Origin of the sequence: Enterococcus sp. 3H8_DIV0648 (assembly GCF_002140655.1) — a bacterium.
GTDB classification, from domain to species: Bacteria; Bacillota; Bacilli; order Lactobacillales; family Enterococcaceae; genus Enterococcus_A; species Enterococcus_A hulanensis.
In genome coordinates this window covers 3,373,063-3,391,881 of sequence record NZ_NGLG01000001.1, presented here as the reverse complement: position 1 = coordinate 3,391,881, position 18,819 = coordinate 3,373,063, and the positions used below count along the sequence as shown (strand labels likewise).

Genomic DNA, 18,819 nt, shown 5'->3' with positions numbered 1-18,819 from the left:
AATTTTTCGGCAAGCGTTATCATTTACATCCTCAGTATAAGAAAACCCTTTCAATTAGAAAAGTTGCACTTTTTCCAGCCAACTGTGAAAAACGTGTCTGTTTAGAAAAATCACGCTAGCTTGAAGTAGACGTTTTAAGAATTGTATCAACCGTGTATGGCCACCACAATAAAAATGATAAGTTTAATAGATTAGTAAGCTTTATAAACCATTAAACTAAAAGATTGCTTTCATCCTTCTTCAATGCTTTAAATTCACCGTTTTTTTTTCAACTGAATTTTGAGCACAAAAAAAACAGACCTCTCTTCACGAAAGATCTGCTTTACAATATTTATTTTCCAATAACCATTCTTCTAGTATACACCGCCTGCCCCGAGTGCATCACTGCATCATCGATCGCTGAAATGATCCGGACTTGACGTGTTACCGGCGGATTCCAATTAGTATCGATCACATCCGCAAGGCTGCTTTCATCGATTTTATTCAAATACTGCTTCGTAAAAGCTATGCTGTCAGATAAATAGTCTAAAACCAATTGTCGATCCGTTACAATAACCTTTGCCGCTTCTTCTGGTGTGTGACGATAATCTTCAGTATCATCTGGCAGGTCTAAGGCAAATTTTTCTGACCAGCCGGCACTTGTCCAGAGATACTCCGTGCCATTTAGATCCGAGATCTGCATATCCAATTCCCGCGCTGTATGCCACATTAACCATACCACTGATTTGATTAAAGGCGCTGGCATTTGATTGGCTTCTTCTGTCGTCATCTGGTCAAAGGTATCCTCAAAACGTTCCTGCGCTCGATCCAACATTTCCATTGCAAATTGCGTATTCTCCATCTTAAAATCCTCCTAGTTCGTATGGTGATCCTCATTTAAAAAATAGTCTCTCTCCTCACTTTACTACGGGGATTTTCTAAGAGCAACTATTCGACGTTCGTATATAAATAAACGAGATCATTAGCGACTTGCTCTGCTTCATCTAGCTGATCAAAATGGAAAAACAATGTTTGCTCTGGCAATAGGATCTCCAAATCATTTTCTTTACGCCGGATTTCTAGCTTAGAGATTGGAAAAAACACATGCGTAAACTGATCCAAATCAATTTTGGGCTGAATCAGCAGCACTCCTGCCGAATAGAAAACCACAGGAATTTCGTCCACTGTTTCCAACAAAGTAAAATTCATCAACTCGTCTTCTGAAAGCTGTGAATCAATATACGCTTGTAAAACCAAAAACTGCTGTGCTCTATTAAATACCTGTTTAAATTCATTCATCGCCTTACTCCTCGATCAAAATCGCAGGAATACCAAAGCCAGCCAAGATACGCGCGGAAGTATAGGTATTCAACCCTTTTCTAAAGGTAATATAAACTTTGCGATCTCTTGGAATTTCGTTGATCCGATCGCGCAGCTCATTCATCGGAATGTTCTTGGTCGCTTCAATACTGCCGGCCGTTGCCTTATCTGGTTCGCGAATATCTAGGAAGAAGGCATTTTTCAGATCTTCTGCTGGAATATCCGCCGCTTTAATTGTTTCTACCACATTGGTCATTTGATTGATTGCTACATAACCGGCGATGTTCAATGGATCGCGCGTTGTTGAATAGGGCGGTGAATACGGCAGCTCCAAATCCGGCAAATCAAAAACAGTCAGATTCCCAGTGATCGCAACCGATAATTCACCCATGCGCTTATCCACACCTTTTTCACCAACAGCCTGCCCGCCTAAAATTTTTCCGCTCGTTGCGTCAAAAATAATTTTCAGATTCAAGCGTGTAGCGCCTGGATAAAAATACGCGTGATCGAAGGGGGTAACAAATACAGATTTATAATTTGTGATGCCTGCTGCCTTCAAGGCATGTTCGGTCATACCCGCATAGCTTGCAGTGTAATCAAAAATTTTTGCAACACCCGCACCAATATAACCGCGATAGCGCATCGGTGTGCCATTAACCATATCTGCCAGCATATGCCCCTGACGATTTGCCGCACTGGATAACATGCTGGAGGTTGCTAGACCTGTAACCACGCTCGTTGTCTTGATAATATCACCGATCGCATAAATATCTGGTACGTTTGTTTCTAATTGATCATTAACGATGATCTGCCCGTCGTCTGATAATTCGATTCCAGCAGATTTCGCCACTTCATTGTTTGGCGCTACCCCTGTCGCGAAAATAATCATATCGGTATCAAGCTTCGTGCCGTCTGATAAAACAACCTCTTTCCCTGCTTTGCGAATCTCTTCAACGTGGGTACTTAAACGAACCTGCAATCCATTTTCGATCAGCTTATCATAAATCAAATCCGCGATCTCCTCATCATAAGGAAAAGCGACCTGCGGCAATTGATCCACTAATGTTACGTCCATCCCGCGATGTTTAAAGTTTTCGGCTAATTCCAAGCCCATCACCCCAGCACCTAGAACTAACACATTTTTTGGCTCATGCGCATCCATAAACGTCTTGATCTCAGCCGCATTCGTGACACTTCGCAAAACAAAGCCGTTCTCCGCTTCACTCGCTCCTTTGATCGGCGGCAATACTGGTCGAGCCCCAGCAGAAATAATCAACTTATCATAATTAGTCGTTGTCTTTTCACCAGTTTTTAAATCCTCAACAACCAATTGCTTCTTGTCTGGATCAATCACCTGTACTTCATGGGTCGTAAAGACATCGATATTATTCTTCACCTTCAAAATTTCAGGTGTCCGTTCAATCAACGAATCTAAGTCTTCAATCACGCCGCCTAAATAATAGGGCAACGCACAGCTGGCGTAGGAAATATTCTCCCCGCGTTCGTAAATCACGATCTCATGCTCTTCATTCAAACGACGCAAGCGCGTGGCAAATGAAGGGCCGCCCGCTACTCCGCCGATAACTACAAATTTCACGATAATCTCTCCTTTTTCAATTTAAAGAATTTATTTTCATGCCGTATATCATTTTTCTAAACATGTGTGGCGATAATTAGCTTAAATTTTTGACCTAACTTTTAAGCTAAACAAACTGTGAAAAGAGGAACTCCTATTCCTTTCTTGATACTACTATTTTTATGAAATACCGGCAAAGAATTGTTCTCCAACACAAAAAAGATCAATCATCTTCAATTGATGATTGATCTTTGCCTATTTTTTCTTTAGTTCCCGCAGATTTGTCGTTTTACCGCCGCTCACTATTTTTAATTTCAATTGTTTATGACCTGTTCTGATTGCGTGGTACTCGATGTTATTTCCATCATCGGTCATAATCACTCTTTTTTTATTCGAATTGACGGCTACCCTAGCATGTTTCAAAATTGTGGCACCGTCACACTTGATCGTCCAATCAGTAAAATTTTTATTTTGAGCTTTGAAGGAATAGCCGACCGCCTCACCAGTCCAACCGCCCTGCAGCCAAGCACAATTATTAGGCGTCACCCTGTTAATAATCATCAAAAACAGCAGGATCGCTAAAATCATCAACCCGCTGGCAATTTGTTTTTTCCATTTAAACAAGTAATTCACAAGATTTTCTTTGATTTCTTCGAACGTTGAAATACTCATCCTATGTATTAATCCTCCAATAACCGTATAATCATGCACTTCTCTTTCAATAGTGAAAATCGTAACATAATGCTATTAAGTTTACAAATCCTTTTTTATTCTTTTCTATTTTTATTTTTGAATAAGAAAGGCTTCGCGAACTCGCTCAGCTTTTGAGCAATAAGACCAAAATATTTCTAAATTGCTTCTCAAATTTCGAAATATTTTTGCTTATTGCCGATAAAGCTAGTTCGTGAAGCCAGACATAGATATACCCGCTACAAAGCGATTTATTCATGTAAAGATTTTATACTTTCTTTATAGTTAAAAAAAGACCAGTCATCATTTCTGATAACTGATCCTCCTCTATTCAGCTAAATTATCCGCCAGAATCTCCATCGCTGTTTGAACATAGTCAACACACGGCTTTTTTCCAAGCAGCTGTGTACAATACAACGAACCGCATTCTCGTTCAAAGTCCTGCGTCAGCTCAACTAGGAGTTTGCCAGCCTCATCATCTTTGCACCTTGCCGGATCATCCACATCAGGTAACCCCTTTAAATAATTAGCTACCATGTACGTGCCTGCTAATGCCCCGCACAAGCCCTGATAGTTTCCGCCGCCGTAATTACTCGCAAGTGCGTCTACCTCTTCCTGAGCGACTCCTATTTCCTTACAGTAAGCACCGACGACCGCCTGACAACAGTTGCGGCCAGCCTGAAAATAAATTCTTGCTTGTTCTTGATGATCCATGTCCCTCCATCCTTTCGGTAAACTGTCTCAACAATTTTTTACCAATGTAATACAAGGTACGCCATCTTCTTCGTAGGATTCGCCCTTTTTGTGATAGCCTAAATTTTCGTAGAATCCTGCTGCTGACAATTCCGCATGAATCAAAATCTGTTTAAAGTTTTTAGACTTAGCTAAATCTTCTAAAGCCCTAACTACTCGGCTGCCTAGTTGTTTTCCACGATACTCCTCGATTGTTGCCACGCGACCAATCCGTGCAGTTTCGGTATCTTCCATCAACAAACGAGCAGTCGCGACAGGACACGATCCATCAAAAAGGACGCTGTAAATAGTATCAGAAGTATCATTCTGATCAAACTCATCAGCCAACGCGATCTTTTTTTCCAATACAAAGACACACATTCGAATATAACTGCTGGCTGCTCGTAAATCGCTGTCACGGCCTACTTCTAATCTCAAGTTTGTCATAGCTCCTCCTGTTTCTTCTATTATACTATTTTTTTGAAGCCTCTTTGATGGTCAATCCCGCTTCTTTTAAAAAGGGTGACGGTTCGGTTGCTTTATTATTGACCGTTTTGGGGTAAGTGACATATAGATTTTCTTTGGCACGTGTAATAGCGACATACATCAATCGGCGCTGCTCTTCGACCGTTGTAGGCGGAGCCGCTTCTTCCTTTGCCTTTTGCAGATCACAATCGGTCTTTTTGACCGTATGATGATTCGGCAGCGCATCTTGATAAACACCCTTAATAAAAATATTTTTCTTGCCTAATCCTTTGCTGGCGTGGATCGACAGTAAATAGACAGCATTCAATTTTTCCTGATCGTAGTCCTTCAAGCGCTTTTTCATCCCTTGATTTTGCTGACTCGCCTGCTGGTACGCTTCTAATAGTCCCGGCCAATCACCTGCCGCAACTAACTCTTTACGCAGCCACTCTGCCTCTTCCTCACTCAAATCTTTTTTGAATTTCGGCGTTGCTAATAATGCCTCGGCTAGTGAAGCAAGACTCAATTGTCGACGCTGATAAAACAAATAAATCTGTTTAAAGAATTCCTTCGCTTGATTTTGAGAATGTTGAGAAAGATTGCGTTCGCTGATCAGAAAGGCCACCAAATCGTTGATCTTAAATTTATTCTTACTAAACAGCTCCTCGCTGAATTTAGCGCTGACACCAAATTTTATAAAGTGAAAAAAAGCATATTGCTGAATGATTTTTTTCAACGCCTCATTTTTTTGCTGGATCGTTGTTGCAGAAGCCAGCATTTCTAATTGCTGAAAGAGCGTCTTAAACAACGGCAAACCAAAAATTCCCAATAAATCATCGTTCGATGGAGTGACAAACGGAACCTTTTGCTTTTTTAATTGCTTCAGCAAAGACCGCAATTGCACCCGGGTTGGGTATAGGACCATCGTATCACGGTAATCCGGACTGCCATCGCCCATCGGCGTTTTATTTGCCAACGTTTGAATTTTTTGCCCGATCCAAGCAGCTTCTTCCTCGTCATCGGGAAAACTGATCCCGTAACAATCATGAGTTGTTGTCGTTTTGAAGGCTGTCATCGATTTTTCTAAACGGTCGTGAGCATTGTAGCGAATCAATCGATTTCCTGCTTCCACGATTGGTGCATCCGAGCGGTAGTTCGTCATCAGCTTCAAAGACGTCTGCTGATATTCTTCCTCAAAGGCTTTGATATACCCAGGCTCTGCGCCACGGAAATAGTAAATACTTTGATCATCATCACCAACAATGATCAATTTGCCCGCACTTTTCTGCGGGGTTTGTTTATCTGGCGGACAAATCAGAGCCACGATTTGCTTTTGCAGCGGATTGATATCTTGAAATTCGTCAATAAAAATATAGCGATATTTTTCCTGCAAAGCTTTGCGAGCAGACGTATCGTTTTCCAGCATTAATTTCAAATTAAACAGCATGTCATCGAAATTGATAAACTGCTGCGCCTTCTTTATTGTCGCCAGTTCTGTTAAAAACTGCTGAAAAACCGTACTCAACTTTTTATTTAGAAGAATCTCCTGCGCATCAAAGTGCTTTGCGACAAGCTCAACCATCTCTTGATCAGAATACCCCATATTGCGCCAATAGCTGATTCGCGAAGCAAGCGTTCGTTCATCCAGCTTGTCAAAATTATACAAACGATATTTTTTGATCAATTGATTCACCGTTTGATAATATTGCTCCTCATCGATCTCGCCTTCGATCCCCCATTGCTTCAGCTCCGGTTTCTGACGAATTAACTCATTATATTCTGTATTGAACCAGCCATGAAATGTTTGAACTTTAACACGAGCATAGCCGCCTAAGTATTGATTGACACGCGCTTCCATCTCCAGCTTTGCTTTGCGGGAAAAAGTACACATCATGATCGTCTTTGGATCAACCGATTCTGCCAATACTAAATAAGCTGCTTTAGCACAAATAGTTTGCGTCTTCCCACTTCCCGCTCCGGCAATAATCCGCAGATGTGTCTGCATTGGAAAACGGATCGCCGCCAGCTGCTCTTCACTAAATTGATGGCCGCCATTATTAGCAATCAACTGTTGCACTGTCGCTTGATCATCTACTTCTGTGTCTGCTTCGATTAGATCTGATTTTATGTAATTTGAAAGCTTTGTAAGCATGCAAAATGTCTCCTCTATGTAAAAAATCATACTTGTCCATTATACCGAAATTTCTCAACTTTGATAGTGATTCCCGTACATGTAAAAAAAGGTCAGTACAAAATTAATTTATACTGGCCATCCTATGATTATTTAGTTAACGAATGAAAGCAAAAAAAAGTTCCCGATTTCTCGGAAACTATTTTGCTTATTTCTTATGGATGAATATATTGTAAGCCGGCTGCGCTCAATGTCGCAGTGTTCGGTCCGGTTGGTGTTGGGAAACCCATACCGCCTTGAGTAATAGTGATTGTATTGTTTGAAGCATTGTATGATTGAACATAAGCAACGTGTCCGTATGAAGGATCAGCATTCCATGTTCCAACTGATTGACCTTGTGCAAAGACTACGATCGAACCAGGTGCTGGCGAGCCGTCTACTTGGAAGCCATCAGCTGCTGCTGACGCGCCCCATTGACATCCGTTACCCCAGTAAGTTCCAGCCCAAGGTGCAACGTTTTTAACGTACCAAGTACATTGACCTACTGCATACATATTACCTGAACCAGTGTGATCCACTTTGTTTCCACCTGTATTTATTGGAAGAGTTGGCTCTGGTGTTTTTGTATCGTCAGTTGAACTTGCTTCAGTTTTTGGTTCAGTTGTTGCAGAAGATGAAGTTGAGCTTTCTTCACTTGCACTTGATGAAGCTTCGGTTGAAGTTGAGCTTTCAGCAGATGCTTTGGCTTGTTCAGCTTGTTCTTTAGCCGCTTTGGCTTGAGATTCTTCGAAAGCTTTTTGGGCTTTCGCAGCTTCTTGTGCTTGACGTTCTTGTTCAGCTTTTTGTGCTTTTGCAGCTTCTTGCTGTTCCTTCAAGACACGCGCTTGTTCTGCTTTTGCTTCTTCTTGTTGTTTCTTCAATTTAGATTTGTCTTGTTCAGCTGTTGCTTGTTCTGCAGCATAGTTTGCTTTTACAACATTCAATTCAGCTTGTTTGTTAGCAATCTCATTTTTTTGCGCTTCTAATTCTTTTTGGTTCGTTTGAATTTCAGCAACTTTTGTTTCGTTGTCTTTAACTTTTTCTTCTACCGCTTTTTCATCGGCTTTTTGTTGCTCCATCAATGAATGGTTCGCTTTGACCATCGTTGACATCGCTTGAACACGTCCGACTACATCAGATAATGAATCTGCTTCTAAAACTGCAGAAACATAGTTAGTAGCTTGGCCCTTCACCTGTGTATCACGGGCTTGGCTTTTGATTACTTCGTTACGTTTTGCGATACGTACTTTTAAAGTAGCGATTTTTTCTTGTAATTTCATTGTATCTTTATTCAATTGATCTTGCTTAGCTTCTAAGTCTTTAACTTTTTCGCTAACTGTTGCAATTTCACTTGTTAATCCGTCAATTTGTGTTTGAACATCGGATTGTTTTCCTTGTAAATCACTGATCTTTTGATCTTTTTCTTGAATCTGTTGATCATAATTATCGGCTAAAGCAATACTTGGTACTGCTGATACAGCGATTGTACAAACTAACAATGCTGATAATAAACTCTTTTTCACTAATTATTCCTCCGGCTATTATGTTGATTTAAAATTATAGATCGCATAACGTCAGATGTAATTCTAACATAGTGATATATCACGCATATAAAAGAAATGTTACAAATACATTTCAAAATATTTTTTAAAATTTTTGAAACGTTGCGTAAAAATACAAAAAAGCGCTATTTAGCAGCTTTTTCAAGTGAAACTCTGTACTTTTCCATTAACCCAGTTTCTTTATGATTGATAAAAAAAGTGAAAATAATTTCAAGGAAAACTACTTGTAAACATTTGTCTATTAAATAAAATGAGTTATCGTCTCACCTATCAAACAAAATGATGATTTTGATAGGTGCTGACCTAGAAATTTTTCTTCCTATTATAAGCTCTTATTTTGGCCGGTCATTTTCTTTGGTTCTATTGCGCTTTTCGAATAGAATAAACTTGAGAGAAGAAAGGGGAACTGTTATGCGTTGGCGAGGAGATCGACAAAGTTCAAATGTAGAGGACCGATCCGGTAGCAGTGGACGATCGACAGGAAAAATGGCGGCTGGCGGCGGCCTTAGTGTATTTTTAATAGCTATCATTGTTTTCTTCCTATCCGGTGGAGATTTGAGTACAGTCACAGATACTTTGGGCGGCGGCATTACACCGGCAACATATGAAACTGAAAATGTTTCTTCAAAAGAGTACACAGACCAAAAAGAATTTGCCGCAGTCGTCTTTGCTCATTTAGAAGACTACTGGAACGATGAGTTTAAACAGCTGAATGAACCTTATCAAAATCCGAAGCTCGTACTATTTACAGATAGCGTAAGTTCCGCTTGCGGACAGGCCAGTTCACAGGTCGGACCATTTTATTGTCCAGCGGATCAGAATGTGTACTTAGATTTGAGCTTTGCCGATGAGCTATCAAACAAATATGGTGCAACTGGTGATTACGCTATGGCTTATGTGATCGCACATGAAGTCGGGCATCATGTGCAAAACGAGCTGGGCATCTCTGCTCAATTAGATAAAATTCGTAAACGAGTCTCTGAATCCGAATATAATAAATACAGTGTCCGTTTAGAATTGCAGGCTGACTACTTAGCGGGCTGCTTTTCAAAATACTTGGCTGGAGAAACTTATCAGGGACAACCCATTCTTGAAGAAGGCGACATAGACGAAGCGATCACTGCAGCAAACGCGATTGGTGATGACACCTTGCAAAAGCAATACCAAGTATACGTCGTACCGGACAGCTTTACTCACGGCACTAGCCAGCAGCGTATCAACTGGTTTAAACGCGGGTTTCAGTATGGTGATTTGAAACACGGAGATACCTTTAATGAAAAGAATTTAGATCTATCCACCGCAGCGTAGATTTTTTAAATTTTATTTTACACGATTTACAAATTATTAAGACCACAAAGAGCCCCCACTCAAAACTAATTTTGAGTGGGGGCTCTTATTGTTTGGAATAACTCACGTTGTACTTATTGGAAAATTAAACTTGTCTCTTCCTATAGAAATACAAAGCGCCTGCCAAAACAATTATTACTAGTCCGATATATGGCAGAACCTTCAATACTTGTTCCCCTGTCTGCGGTAAAGTGCCGCCGCTGCTGGTTCCATATGATGATCCACCGGACAAGCTGCTGCCATCGGTAAAGGTATCACCCTTCGTTGAAGGCAGATCAGGATTTGTTTTCTTGATCGTCACAGTTTGAGCTTCATCATTGATGTCTTCGTGAGAACCGATCAGATTCCCCTTCGCATCAAATAATTTTTCGAAGGCCACTAGTGTTAGATCATTCGACAATAGGCTGCGGCGGAAAGTAAAGCGCATTTCTACCGTGCCGGTACCTGTGTCGCTGGCCACAAAGGTTGCTTGACTCTCAACTTCGCGTCCTAACACAGTGAATGGTGCGTTCGCTTCTTTCATCATCAATGTTCCGCGAACTGTATAGCTTTCACCCGGAATCAGATTTTCGTAGAAGATGATGTCATTGATAATAACATCTTCATCACTATCTTTACTGATTTCAGCTGCTTGTGTCCCAACTTTTGGATAATGAACCGATTGATCTTTGTCTTCAATATCTGTATGGGATGCCACTTCTTTTTCTTCTTGGTACAAGGTCTCGAAGACTACCACTGTCTTACCAGCAAGGTCGCCCTTCGTAATCTTGAATTCCAATTCGATAGTGCCGTCACGTTTAGTCGCTTTGAATGTTTTCTCAGCATGAACTTCATTACCATCGCGGGTTAGGAATGGTTTGTTCGTTGCTTTATCCATCAATACGCCTTTGACTGTGTATTCTTTACCTACAATCAAGTTCTTATAGCTGACTTCATCGACGACTATAACTTCATCATCGGCAAAGCCTTCGTTCGTACCTGAGTCTTTATCTTTTGCTTTGGTTGAAACTTGCGGCTGACGAACTGTTTGATCTTCATCTTCCAGATCTTCATGGACACCAACTAATTTTCCTTCTGCATTGTAAAGTTTTTCGAAGACTACTAACACTGTATCTTCGTTGATTTCGCTGCGTGGGAAAACAAATTCAACTTCCACTGTACCCGAACCTGTTTCAGAAACCTTAAAGGTTGCCTTGCTAGTCACTTCTTTTTCAGCAACGATGAATGGTTTGCCAGTTTCTTTGTTCATCAACACACCATTAACCGTGTATTCTTTACCAGGAACAAGATTTTCATAAGACACGATATCTTTGATCTTCACATCTTTGTCTGTACTTCCCGTTGTTTGAGAAGCTTGCGTTCCAACTTTCGGATACGTTACAGTTTGATCTTCATCTTCGATATCAGTATGAGCTGCTACTTCTTTTTCATCATGATAAAGTGTTTCAAAGACCACAACTGTCTTGCCAGCTAGATCGCCACGTTTGATTACAAATTCTAAATCAATCGTTCCATCTGGTTTTTCAGCTTTAAATGTCTTCTGCGCACGAACTTCATCGCCTTCACGAGTCAAGAATGGTTTGCCAGTGGCTTTGTCCATCAAAACACCTTTGACTGTGTAGTTTTGACCAACATTTAAATGCTTGTAAGAAACTGTATCAACGATCGTTACTCGTTCGTTGGCAAGTCCTTCATCCATTTCAGTATCTTGGTCGATCGCATCTGTTTCTAGTTCAATTTCAGGTTTGATTTCAACTGTTTGGTCTTTGTCACTGATATCTTCGTGAGTACCAACTAATTTACCTGCAGAATTGTAAAGTTTTTCAAAGACCACTAAGTTCTTAGGATCTTCTAAAGCTTTACGGCTGAAAGTAAATTCAACCTCAACAGTGCCGGTCCCTTTTTTATTTGCGGTAAAGGTTGCTTCACCAGTAATTTCCTTATCGTCTACCTTGAAGGCTTCGCCTGTTTCTTTATCCATCAAGACACCAGTAACTTTGTATTCCTTACCAGGAACTAGATTATCATAAGAAACGATATCCTTGATCGTCACTGTATCGCCATGAACACTTGTTTCAGAAGCTTTCGTACCAACATCTGGATAATTGACTGATTGGTCCTCATCATTAATATCCGTATGTGAACCTACTTCTTTGTCTTCATGGTAAAGTTTTTCAAAGACAACGACTGTTTTACCAGCTAGATCACCTTTGGTTACCACAAATTCAAGTTCGATCGTGCCATTTTGTTTTTCTGCTGTAAATGTTTTCTCAGCGTGGACTTCTTTGCCTTCTGTTGTCAAGAATGGATTGCCTGTCGCTTTATCCATCAATACACCCTTAACCGTGTATTCTTGACCTACATTTAAGTTTTTGTATTCAACAGTATCAATAATTTTGACTTCTTCTTTTGCAAGACCTTCGTCCATTTCAGTATCTTTATCAATAGCTGTTGTTTCTACTTCAACTTCCGGCTTCACTTCAACCGTTTGATCTTTGTCATTGATATCTTCGTGAGTCCCAACGAGAACCCCTTTGGCACCATAAAGTTTTTCAAAGACAACTAATTCTTGGTTTTCCTTCAATGCACTGCGTTTGAAGGTGAATTTAACTTTAACTGTACCTGAACCTGTTTTACTTGCATTGAATGTTGCTGAACCAGTCACTTCTTCTTTATTTACTAAGAATGGTTGACCTGTCGCTTTATCCATCAGCACACCGTCAACTTTGTACTGTTGACCCGGCTTCAAGTTTTCATAGGCTACGTTATCTTCAAGTACAATGGTATCTCCATGAATTGAAGTTTCTGCCGCCTTCGTACCAACTTTCGGATAATTGACTGATTGGTCTTCGTCCTCAATATCGGTATGCGCGCCTACCTCAACATCTTCATGGTAGAGATTTTCAAAGACGACGACTGTCTTACCTGCTAAATCGCCTTTGGTTACTACAAATTCAAGATCAATCGTGCCGTTTTTCTTCTCAGCAGTAAAGGTTTTCTCTGCACGAACTTCTTTGCCTTCAGTGGTTAAGAATGGTTGGTTCGTTTTCTTATCCATCAAGACACCTTTGACCGTGTACTCTTTGCCGATTTGAAGATTTTTGTAAGAAACGGTATCGACAATGATGACTTCTTCTTTATCTAAGCCTTCATTTTGTTCCGTATCTTTATCAATGGCCTTTGTTTCTACTTCTGGGAAGTCAACTGTCTGATTTTCATCATTGATATCTGTATGAGAAGCAATTTCTTTTTCACCTAGATATAATGTTTCGAATACTACGACAGACTTGCCAGCTAGATCGCCTTTGGTAATCTTGAATTCAAGATCGATTGTGCCATTTTGTTTTTCTGCTGTGAATGTTTTCTCAGCTTTGACTGTTTTACCGTCGGTTGTCTTAAATGGTTGATTCGTTCCTTTATCCATCAAGACACCTTTGACTGTGTATTCTTTGCCTACAATCAAGTTCTTATAAGAAACAGTATCGACAATCGTTACTTCTTCTTTCGCATTTCCTAGATTCAAGCCGGTTTCTAGGTCTTTCGCAGATGTTTTCACTTCTGCTGGAGGCTGTACCGGCACCGTCTGGTCTTCGTCATCGATGTCTTCGTGAGTCGCAACAACTTTTCCAGTCGCGCCATAAAGTCGTTCAAAGACAACTAATTCTTTATTGTCTTTCAACGCACTGCGATCGAAGGTGAAGGTCACTTTAACGATACCTTTGCCTGAATCTGGTGCTTTAAAGGTTGTTTCGCCTGTCACTTCTTTACCATCAACTAAGAAGGCATTGCCAGTTGATTTATCCATCAACTTACCCTTAACGGTATATTCTTTTCCAGGAATTAAGTTTTCATATGAAACATTATCCTCGATAACTACTTTGTCACCGTGTATACTAGACTCAGCGGCTTTCGTACCGACTTTAGGATAAGAAACGGTTTGGTCATCGTCTTCTATGTCAGTATGGGAGCCCACTTCTTTGTCTTTGTTAAACAACTTCTCGAAGACCACGACAGTTTTACCTGCTAAATCTCCTTTAGTTACCACAAATTCTAATTCGATCGTGCCATTTTTCTTTTCAGCAGTAAATTTCTTCTCAGCGCGTACTTCTTGGCCATCAGCTGTTAAGAATGGTTGGCCTGTTTCTTTGTCCATCAATACACCTTTAACAGTATATTCACGGCCAACAACTAGATTTTTATAGCTTACAATATCTTTGATCGTTACTTTTTCAGTTGCATTTCCTTCATCTGTTCCTGTGCCAACATCGCTGGCGTTTGTTTCTATTTCAGGATAATTCACTGTTTGTTTTTCATCAGTGATCTCTTCGTGAACCGCGACTTCTTTTTCGCCTTCGTAAAGTTTTTCAAACACTACAACCGTTTTTCCGCGCATGTCTGTTTTCTTCACGACAAATTCTAAATCAATCGTACCGTTTTCTTTATCTGCTTTAAATGTTTTTTCAGCGGTTACTTTTTTACCATCAGAACCGACAAATGCCTGCCCTGTTGATTTATCCATCAATACACCTTTAACGGTATAATCACGACCAACCACTAAATCTTTGTAAGAAACAGTATCAACGATCGTAACTTCTTCTTTTGGCTGACCATTCTCGTCCAGTGCATTTCCTTCATTGATATCAGTTTCTCTATCTTTTGCAGAGGTTCCGATCTCAATTTTAGGTCGAACAATCACATTTTCAGTTTCTTCACCTTTTTTACCTGTATGAACTAATTTTCCTTTATCGTCATACAATTTCTCCACATACCCATAAGAACCAACTTCTTTTGGTGTAAACGATCCTGTCTTGTATTCACCAGAAGCGCTGACTTTGATTTTTTCAGAAGTCCAAACGATATCTGCTGCTGTCGCATTTTCAGCGTTGGTAAAGTCATTGACTTTATCTGAGAATTTGTACAAATCAACAATGACATAATAGCCGTCCGGTACAGTCGTTTCTAAAATGACTGTATCATGGATCGGTTCACCTAGATAAATATCGTTACTTGAAGCTTTTGTATGGATATTTACTTTATGAACATTGAAGACTTCACCAGGATCGCCATGGTTTCCTTCATAAATTACTTTCCCTGTTTTCGTATCCACGACTTTCGCGATCCAGCCATATGTTCCTTGTTCAGTGATCCGAACATCTTCTAAACCATAACCGTCAACGTTTGATTTATATTCGCCATATTTTTTAATCGGCATTCCCTTAGAAGATTTTGCAACTTCTGTCGGATTTGAATAATCAAAATCATTGGCTTTATCGCTATATTTATATAGCGTGAAGGTTACTTCTGCATTATCACTTGATAAAGCTTTATTCACATGTAATGTGTCATAAACAGGCTTATTAGAGAAGACATTTTCTTCATTTACTTGCGTGTAAAATTCTTCTTCGCTGCCTGATGGGACATGGACTGTTTCAGAAGGGATTCCATAATCAGTTTGGAATTTAGCCAAACGTCCTGAGTCTGAACCACCCGTTACAACGATTGTGTACCAGCCGGCTTTATCAAACGCTTTAAATTCCGTTGTGCGTAACTCACCAGAAATCAATGGTGCCTTCACTACATCGAAAACTTCTGCGCCAGCAGGAATCTTATCATCGCGAATTGGTTTGGTTGGACTGTAATACATAGTGAAGGTAGCTGTCAGTTCTTCAGCAGTTTCTTCACCCGTTCCCCAACCATCTGGTAAATTGTAATCGCCATTTTTATCTGGATCACGATCCTTACCAATCAGTTCAGGATTTTTACTATCCCAATCGTTTAAGTTTCCTTTACCATCGATCGGTAATCCCCACATTCCAGGAAGATCTAATACTTTGATCGTGTCATAGATTTGCGCACCAACTGTACCCGATGCATCAGAAACAGTTGTTTCAATATTTGGTACCCATGGAACGACAACATATTCATCCGCACTACCAAAGTTTGAATGCCATTCTTCTGTGTAAGTGGTAGACTCGATTTCTTCTACCCACACATACCAGCCTTTTTCAGTTACTTCAATCTCAGGAGTAGTAAACGTTCCATTTCCATTGATTGTCGTTGTAACTGTGCCCGCAACTTTTGAACTTGGAGGCAATGTTGTTGATCCGCCGTCATGTTGATTTGGGCTTTGGATGAAGTCTGGTTTAGTCAGGTAAGGACCATATAAAGTACTCTTAACAACTAACTGATGACCGTCTTTATTGTCAGTAACCGTCAATTTATCGGCAACTTTCCCACCTTTAGGACCCAACTGGGCAACAGTCGTCTCGGTCTTGACTTTAGGCTGCCATTTAGTGATAGTTTTTTCGTCGTCATCATTAAACGGTGCTTGGAAGCCTTTTGTAAAATGTTCTTGATTTGCTTGATCTGCCACAACGACCTTCAATACTGGATAATAAAAACCTGGTCCAGTTGATTTGTGTTGAGAGGTGACAGTGTAATCTCCCGCTGCGGTTACTGTTTGGGTATCACTACCGATAAAAGAAATGTCTCCCGGCAAGCTGTTCACATCAAGTTTTTGCGTACCGTAATCGGTTGCTGAGTAATACCAATCAATTTGGAATTTCACTGGAACCTTATTATTCGTACCAATAACATTCGGCCAATTTCCTTCAGCTAAAGAAATACTTACTTTATCTTCTAGGTTATCGCCTTCTTTGATTTGTACCTTAGAAACGGTCGTTCCTTTTACTGCGAACTTTTCAATGACTTTGGTTTTTTCATTTTCTTCATTGAACTGTGCTTGGAAACCTTTTTCAAAAGCATCCGGAGTATTCTGCTTGTTCTTATCTAGTTTTAATACCGGATAATAGAAGCCTTGTTTGTCAGCCGCATTTGCTGAAGGAACATCTTTTACACCTGGAGCATTTACCGTGAATGTATCCGTGTTCGGTAATTTTGTTACATCTGCAGGCAGACTGTTCACATTAAATTTTTGATTCCCGTAATCTGTCGGTGAATAATACCAATCAATTTCAAATGAAGCTGGGACTGGTGTTTGAGTATCAACGATAGTTGGCCAAGGTTTATTACCTTCCACGCTGATTGTTACTTGGTCCGATAACTGTTGACCGATTTGTACATCTTGTTTAGAAACAGTTGTTCCAATCGGCGTAAACTTTACTTGTTCTTGTTTGAATTGAATACTAGCCGATGCCTCTTTGCTTAAGCCAGTAGCAGTGTAGGCTGTTATCATATTCTGAGAGTTATCCCAATCATAACGGTACATTTGATGACCTGGAAGTTTGGTTACCTTTGCCGTAATATTCAATGGATTTCCAGCTGGGCCTTGATTAGCTGTGTAATTATCCAACTCAGCGATACTATTTAATGAGATCGTTCCTGTACTTGCGCCAGTTGTTTTATGAACAAATTGTCCACCTGTCATGCTCATTTCCAACTTACCGCCAAACAGACGTAAATCAACATTTTTCATATCTTTCGATGCAGCTGATTTAAGTGATAAATTCATATTGGCTTTTTTTGAACCCGCGACTTCAGTCAAACCAAGTGACAAAGTATACGGTCCGTAATAATTATCAGCCAACGCTCTGATTTCATCATTCTTATTTTTAGCCGCAACGGCTTCTGAATTACCACTACTTAGGCGGCTGTTAAATTTTGTCAAAAAATCCGCTCTCGTCGTTGTAGATGATTCCAACTCAGTGTGCGTAAAGTACGACATCGCCGCATGATTTGTATGATCCGGTGTCGGCGCAGCGACTAGCACGTGATACATAAATGCTCCAATTGCTGCTGCATTGGACGAATCTACTGACTTCTTGTTAGCATTGGTAAAATTCGATGATGGGCTTACATATTTTCCTGACTCTGTACAAAACATGAAGGAATTCCCCATCGGTTCGCTACCGCCAGTAGCATAGGAAATCGTTCGTACATCTCCTACGCCACCTTCAAACATATACCCATATGCATTTTGTCCATAACCAGTATTTCCACCCGCAGGCTTCGCTTCTACGATCATTGACAAGCCATTAAACCCTAATGACGACAGCACCATAAATATAGCTGCCGTAACTCGAGTCATTTTACCAAGAATTTTTATAATTCTTGCTTTCATTCTCTTGCACTCCCTTTCTTTTTCTCTCCTTTTCGCCAATAAATGCCTCTCTTCTTCCCCGTTAAGCGTCACCTCCCTAGTAATTTCATCCTGTATACTACTCTTCTATTTCAGCTAACTGCTTTTCAACAAGATCATTTTCAAAATAATCAAAAAACTCTTTTCTCAGTCGATAGCCTTGCCCCCATACTGTTTGGATCGCTCCATGTCCACATTCGTACTCCAGCTTTTCATTTACTTTAGAGACAACTTTCGACAAGCTTGCTAAAACAGATTTATTTGGTTCTTTATTCCAAATTTGACGGCTGATTTCTTCTCTAGATACTGTTCGATTGCCGGAATGGATTAAATAATCAACAATTTCCTTTTGTTTCAACTTCAGATTCAAATCAGATAATTTCTGCTTAACATTCATCTGTTGAACGTGGTCTTCTTTTTGGAATGCCAAACGAGAAATCTCAGCAATCAGCAAAATCTCCCTTAGTCTTTCTAAATTTGAATCTACTGGGATCAAACCATCAAAATTTGTCTCTGGTATTTCATCACAGCTCATGTCAATGACACGGCGAAAGAGTTTAAAGCGTCCGTATTGTAATTGTTGAACCAGCCCCTCTACTTCTTTGTCATATAATGATTCACTGAAAATGATTCCATCAAATTGAGATAAAAACTGTTTATTAAATTTCTCCTTTTTCAACTCGGTGATTAGACTATTCGAGCAATAAACCTCATTTCCTAGTTGCTTCAACTGACTTTCGAAGGTCTCCTCATAGGAAGGAACCTTAGTTAAAATCAATAACTGCATCATTTTCTCCTTTCCTTATGCCTGTCTCTTATACACATCTAGATGTGTATAAGAGACAGTTTTTGAACAACGCGCACTAACCGGCGTTCACTC

The 18,819-nt window shown here is 40.1% G+C and carries 11 protein-coding genes; 1 reads left to right on the top strand and 10 read right to left on the bottom strand.

Translation table 11 applies throughout. The features are described 5' to 3' along the window. Positions 1-331: 331 nt before the first annotated feature. The 8 genes from A5875_RS15495 to A5875_RS15460 all read right to left on the bottom strand — a co-directional run bounded on the left by A5875_RS15495 (position 332) and on the right by A5875_RS15460 (position 8,455). Positions 332-841, bottom strand: coding sequence for a DinB family protein (locus A5875_RS15495; protein WP_088934415.1), 510 nt, complete (start codon positions 839-841; stop codon positions 332-334). A gap of 86 nt (positions 842-927) precedes the next feature. Beyond that, a complete protein-coding gene (locus A5875_RS15490; RefSeq protein ID WP_088934414.1) occupies positions 928-1,278 on the bottom strand; it encodes a hypothetical protein in 351 nt (116 codons plus the stop codon). A gap of 4 nt (positions 1,279-1,282) precedes the next feature. After that, positions 1,283-2,896, bottom strand: coding sequence for an FAD-dependent oxidoreductase (locus A5875_RS15485; RefSeq protein ID WP_088934413.1), 1,614 nt, complete (start codon positions 2,894-2,896; stop codon positions 1,283-1,285). Positions 2,897-3,130: 234 nt separating this feature from the next. Next, entirely contained in the window at positions 3,131-3,547 is a 417-nt protein-coding gene (locus A5875_RS15480; RefSeq protein ID WP_088934412.1) for a hypothetical protein, read from the bottom strand. A gap of 345 nt (positions 3,548-3,892) precedes the next feature. After that, on the bottom strand, positions 3,893-4,279 hold the full coding sequence (locus A5875_RS15475; protein ID WP_088934411.1) for a C-GCAxxG-C-C family protein: 387 nt from the start codon (positions 4,277-4,279) through the stop codon (positions 3,893-3,895). A 27-nt stretch (positions 4,280-4,306) separates the two neighbouring features. Next, positions 4,307-4,744 carry a GNAT family N-acetyltransferase gene (locus A5875_RS15470; RefSeq protein ID WP_088934410.1) on the bottom strand — a complete coding sequence of 146 codons (438 nt, stop codon included), beginning with the start codon at positions 4,742-4,744 and terminating at the stop codon, positions 4,307-4,309. A gap of 25 nt (positions 4,745-4,769) precedes the next feature. After that, complete coding sequence (locus tag A5875_RS15465) at positions 4,770-6,914, bottom strand: ATP-dependent helicase (RefSeq protein WP_088934409.1); 2,145 nt, start codon at positions 6,912-6,914, stop codon at positions 4,770-4,772. Between the two features lie 194 nt (positions 6,915-7,108). After that, positions 7,109-8,455: a CHAP domain-containing protein gene (locus A5875_RS15460; RefSeq protein ID WP_088934408.1), complete on the bottom strand. Its 1,347-nt coding sequence runs from the start codon at positions 8,453-8,455 to the stop codon at positions 7,109-7,111. Between the two features lie 450 nt (positions 8,456-8,905). Here A5875_RS15460 and ypfJ point away from each other — a divergent pair, with 450 nt between their 5' ends. Then, a complete protein-coding gene (ypfJ, locus tag A5875_RS15455) occupies positions 8,906-9,802 on the top strand; it encodes a KPN_02809 family neutral zinc metallopeptidase (RefSeq protein WP_088934407.1) in 897 nt (298 codons plus the stop codon). 124 nt (positions 9,803-9,926) lie between these two features. On the opposite strand, the gene A5875_RS15450 is transcribed toward ypfJ, so the two are convergent. Together A5875_RS15450 and A5875_RS15445 are read right to left on the bottom strand one after the other, a co-directional pair. Then, the gene (locus A5875_RS15450) at positions 9,927-17,921 is read right to left on the bottom strand and encodes a VaFE repeat-containing surface-anchored protein (protein WP_088934406.1); all 7,995 of its coding nucleotides are present in this window, start codon (positions 17,919-17,921) and stop codon (positions 9,927-9,929) included. 97 nt (positions 17,922-18,018) lie between these two features. Then, positions 18,019-18,726, bottom strand: a complete 708-nt coding sequence (locus tag A5875_RS15445; RefSeq protein WP_088934405.1) for a helix-turn-helix domain-containing protein — start codon at positions 18,724-18,726, stop codon at positions 18,019-18,021. Positions 18,727-18,819: the final 93 nt, after the last annotated feature.

Coding starts and splice junctions, on each gene's coding strand:
- A5875_RS15495 (WP_088934415.1), bottom strand. CDS start 841: ATGGAGAATACGCAATTTGCAATGGAAATGTTGGATCGAGCGCAGGAA.
- A5875_RS15490 (WP_088934414.1), bottom strand. CDS start 1,278: ATGAATGAATTTAAACAGGTATTTAATAGAGCACAGCAGTTTTTGGTT.
- A5875_RS15480 (WP_088934412.1), bottom strand. CDS start 3,547: ATGAGTATTTCAACGTTCGAAGAAATCAAAGAAAATCTTGTGAATTAC.
- A5875_RS15475 (WP_088934411.1), bottom strand. CDS start 4,279: ATGGATCATCAAGAACAAGCAAGAATTTATTTTCAGGCTGGCCGCAAC.
- A5875_RS15470 (WP_088934410.1), bottom strand. CDS start 4,744: ATGACAAACTTGAGATTAGAAGTAGGCCGTGACAGCGATTTACGAGCA.
- A5875_RS15465 (WP_088934409.1), bottom strand. CDS start 6,914: ATGCTTACAAAGCTTTCAAATTACATAAAATCAGATCTAATCGAAGCA.
- ypfJ (WP_088934407.1), top strand. CDS start 8,906: ATGCGTTGGCGAGGAGATCGACAAAGTTCAAATGTAGAGGACCGATCC.
- A5875_RS15450 (WP_088934406.1), bottom strand. CDS start 17,921: ATGAAAGCAAGAATTATAAAAATTCTTGGTAAAATGACTCGAGTTACG.
- A5875_RS15445 (WP_088934405.1), bottom strand. CDS start 18,726: ATGCAGTTATTGATTTTAACTAAGGTTCCTTCCTATGAGGAGACCTTC.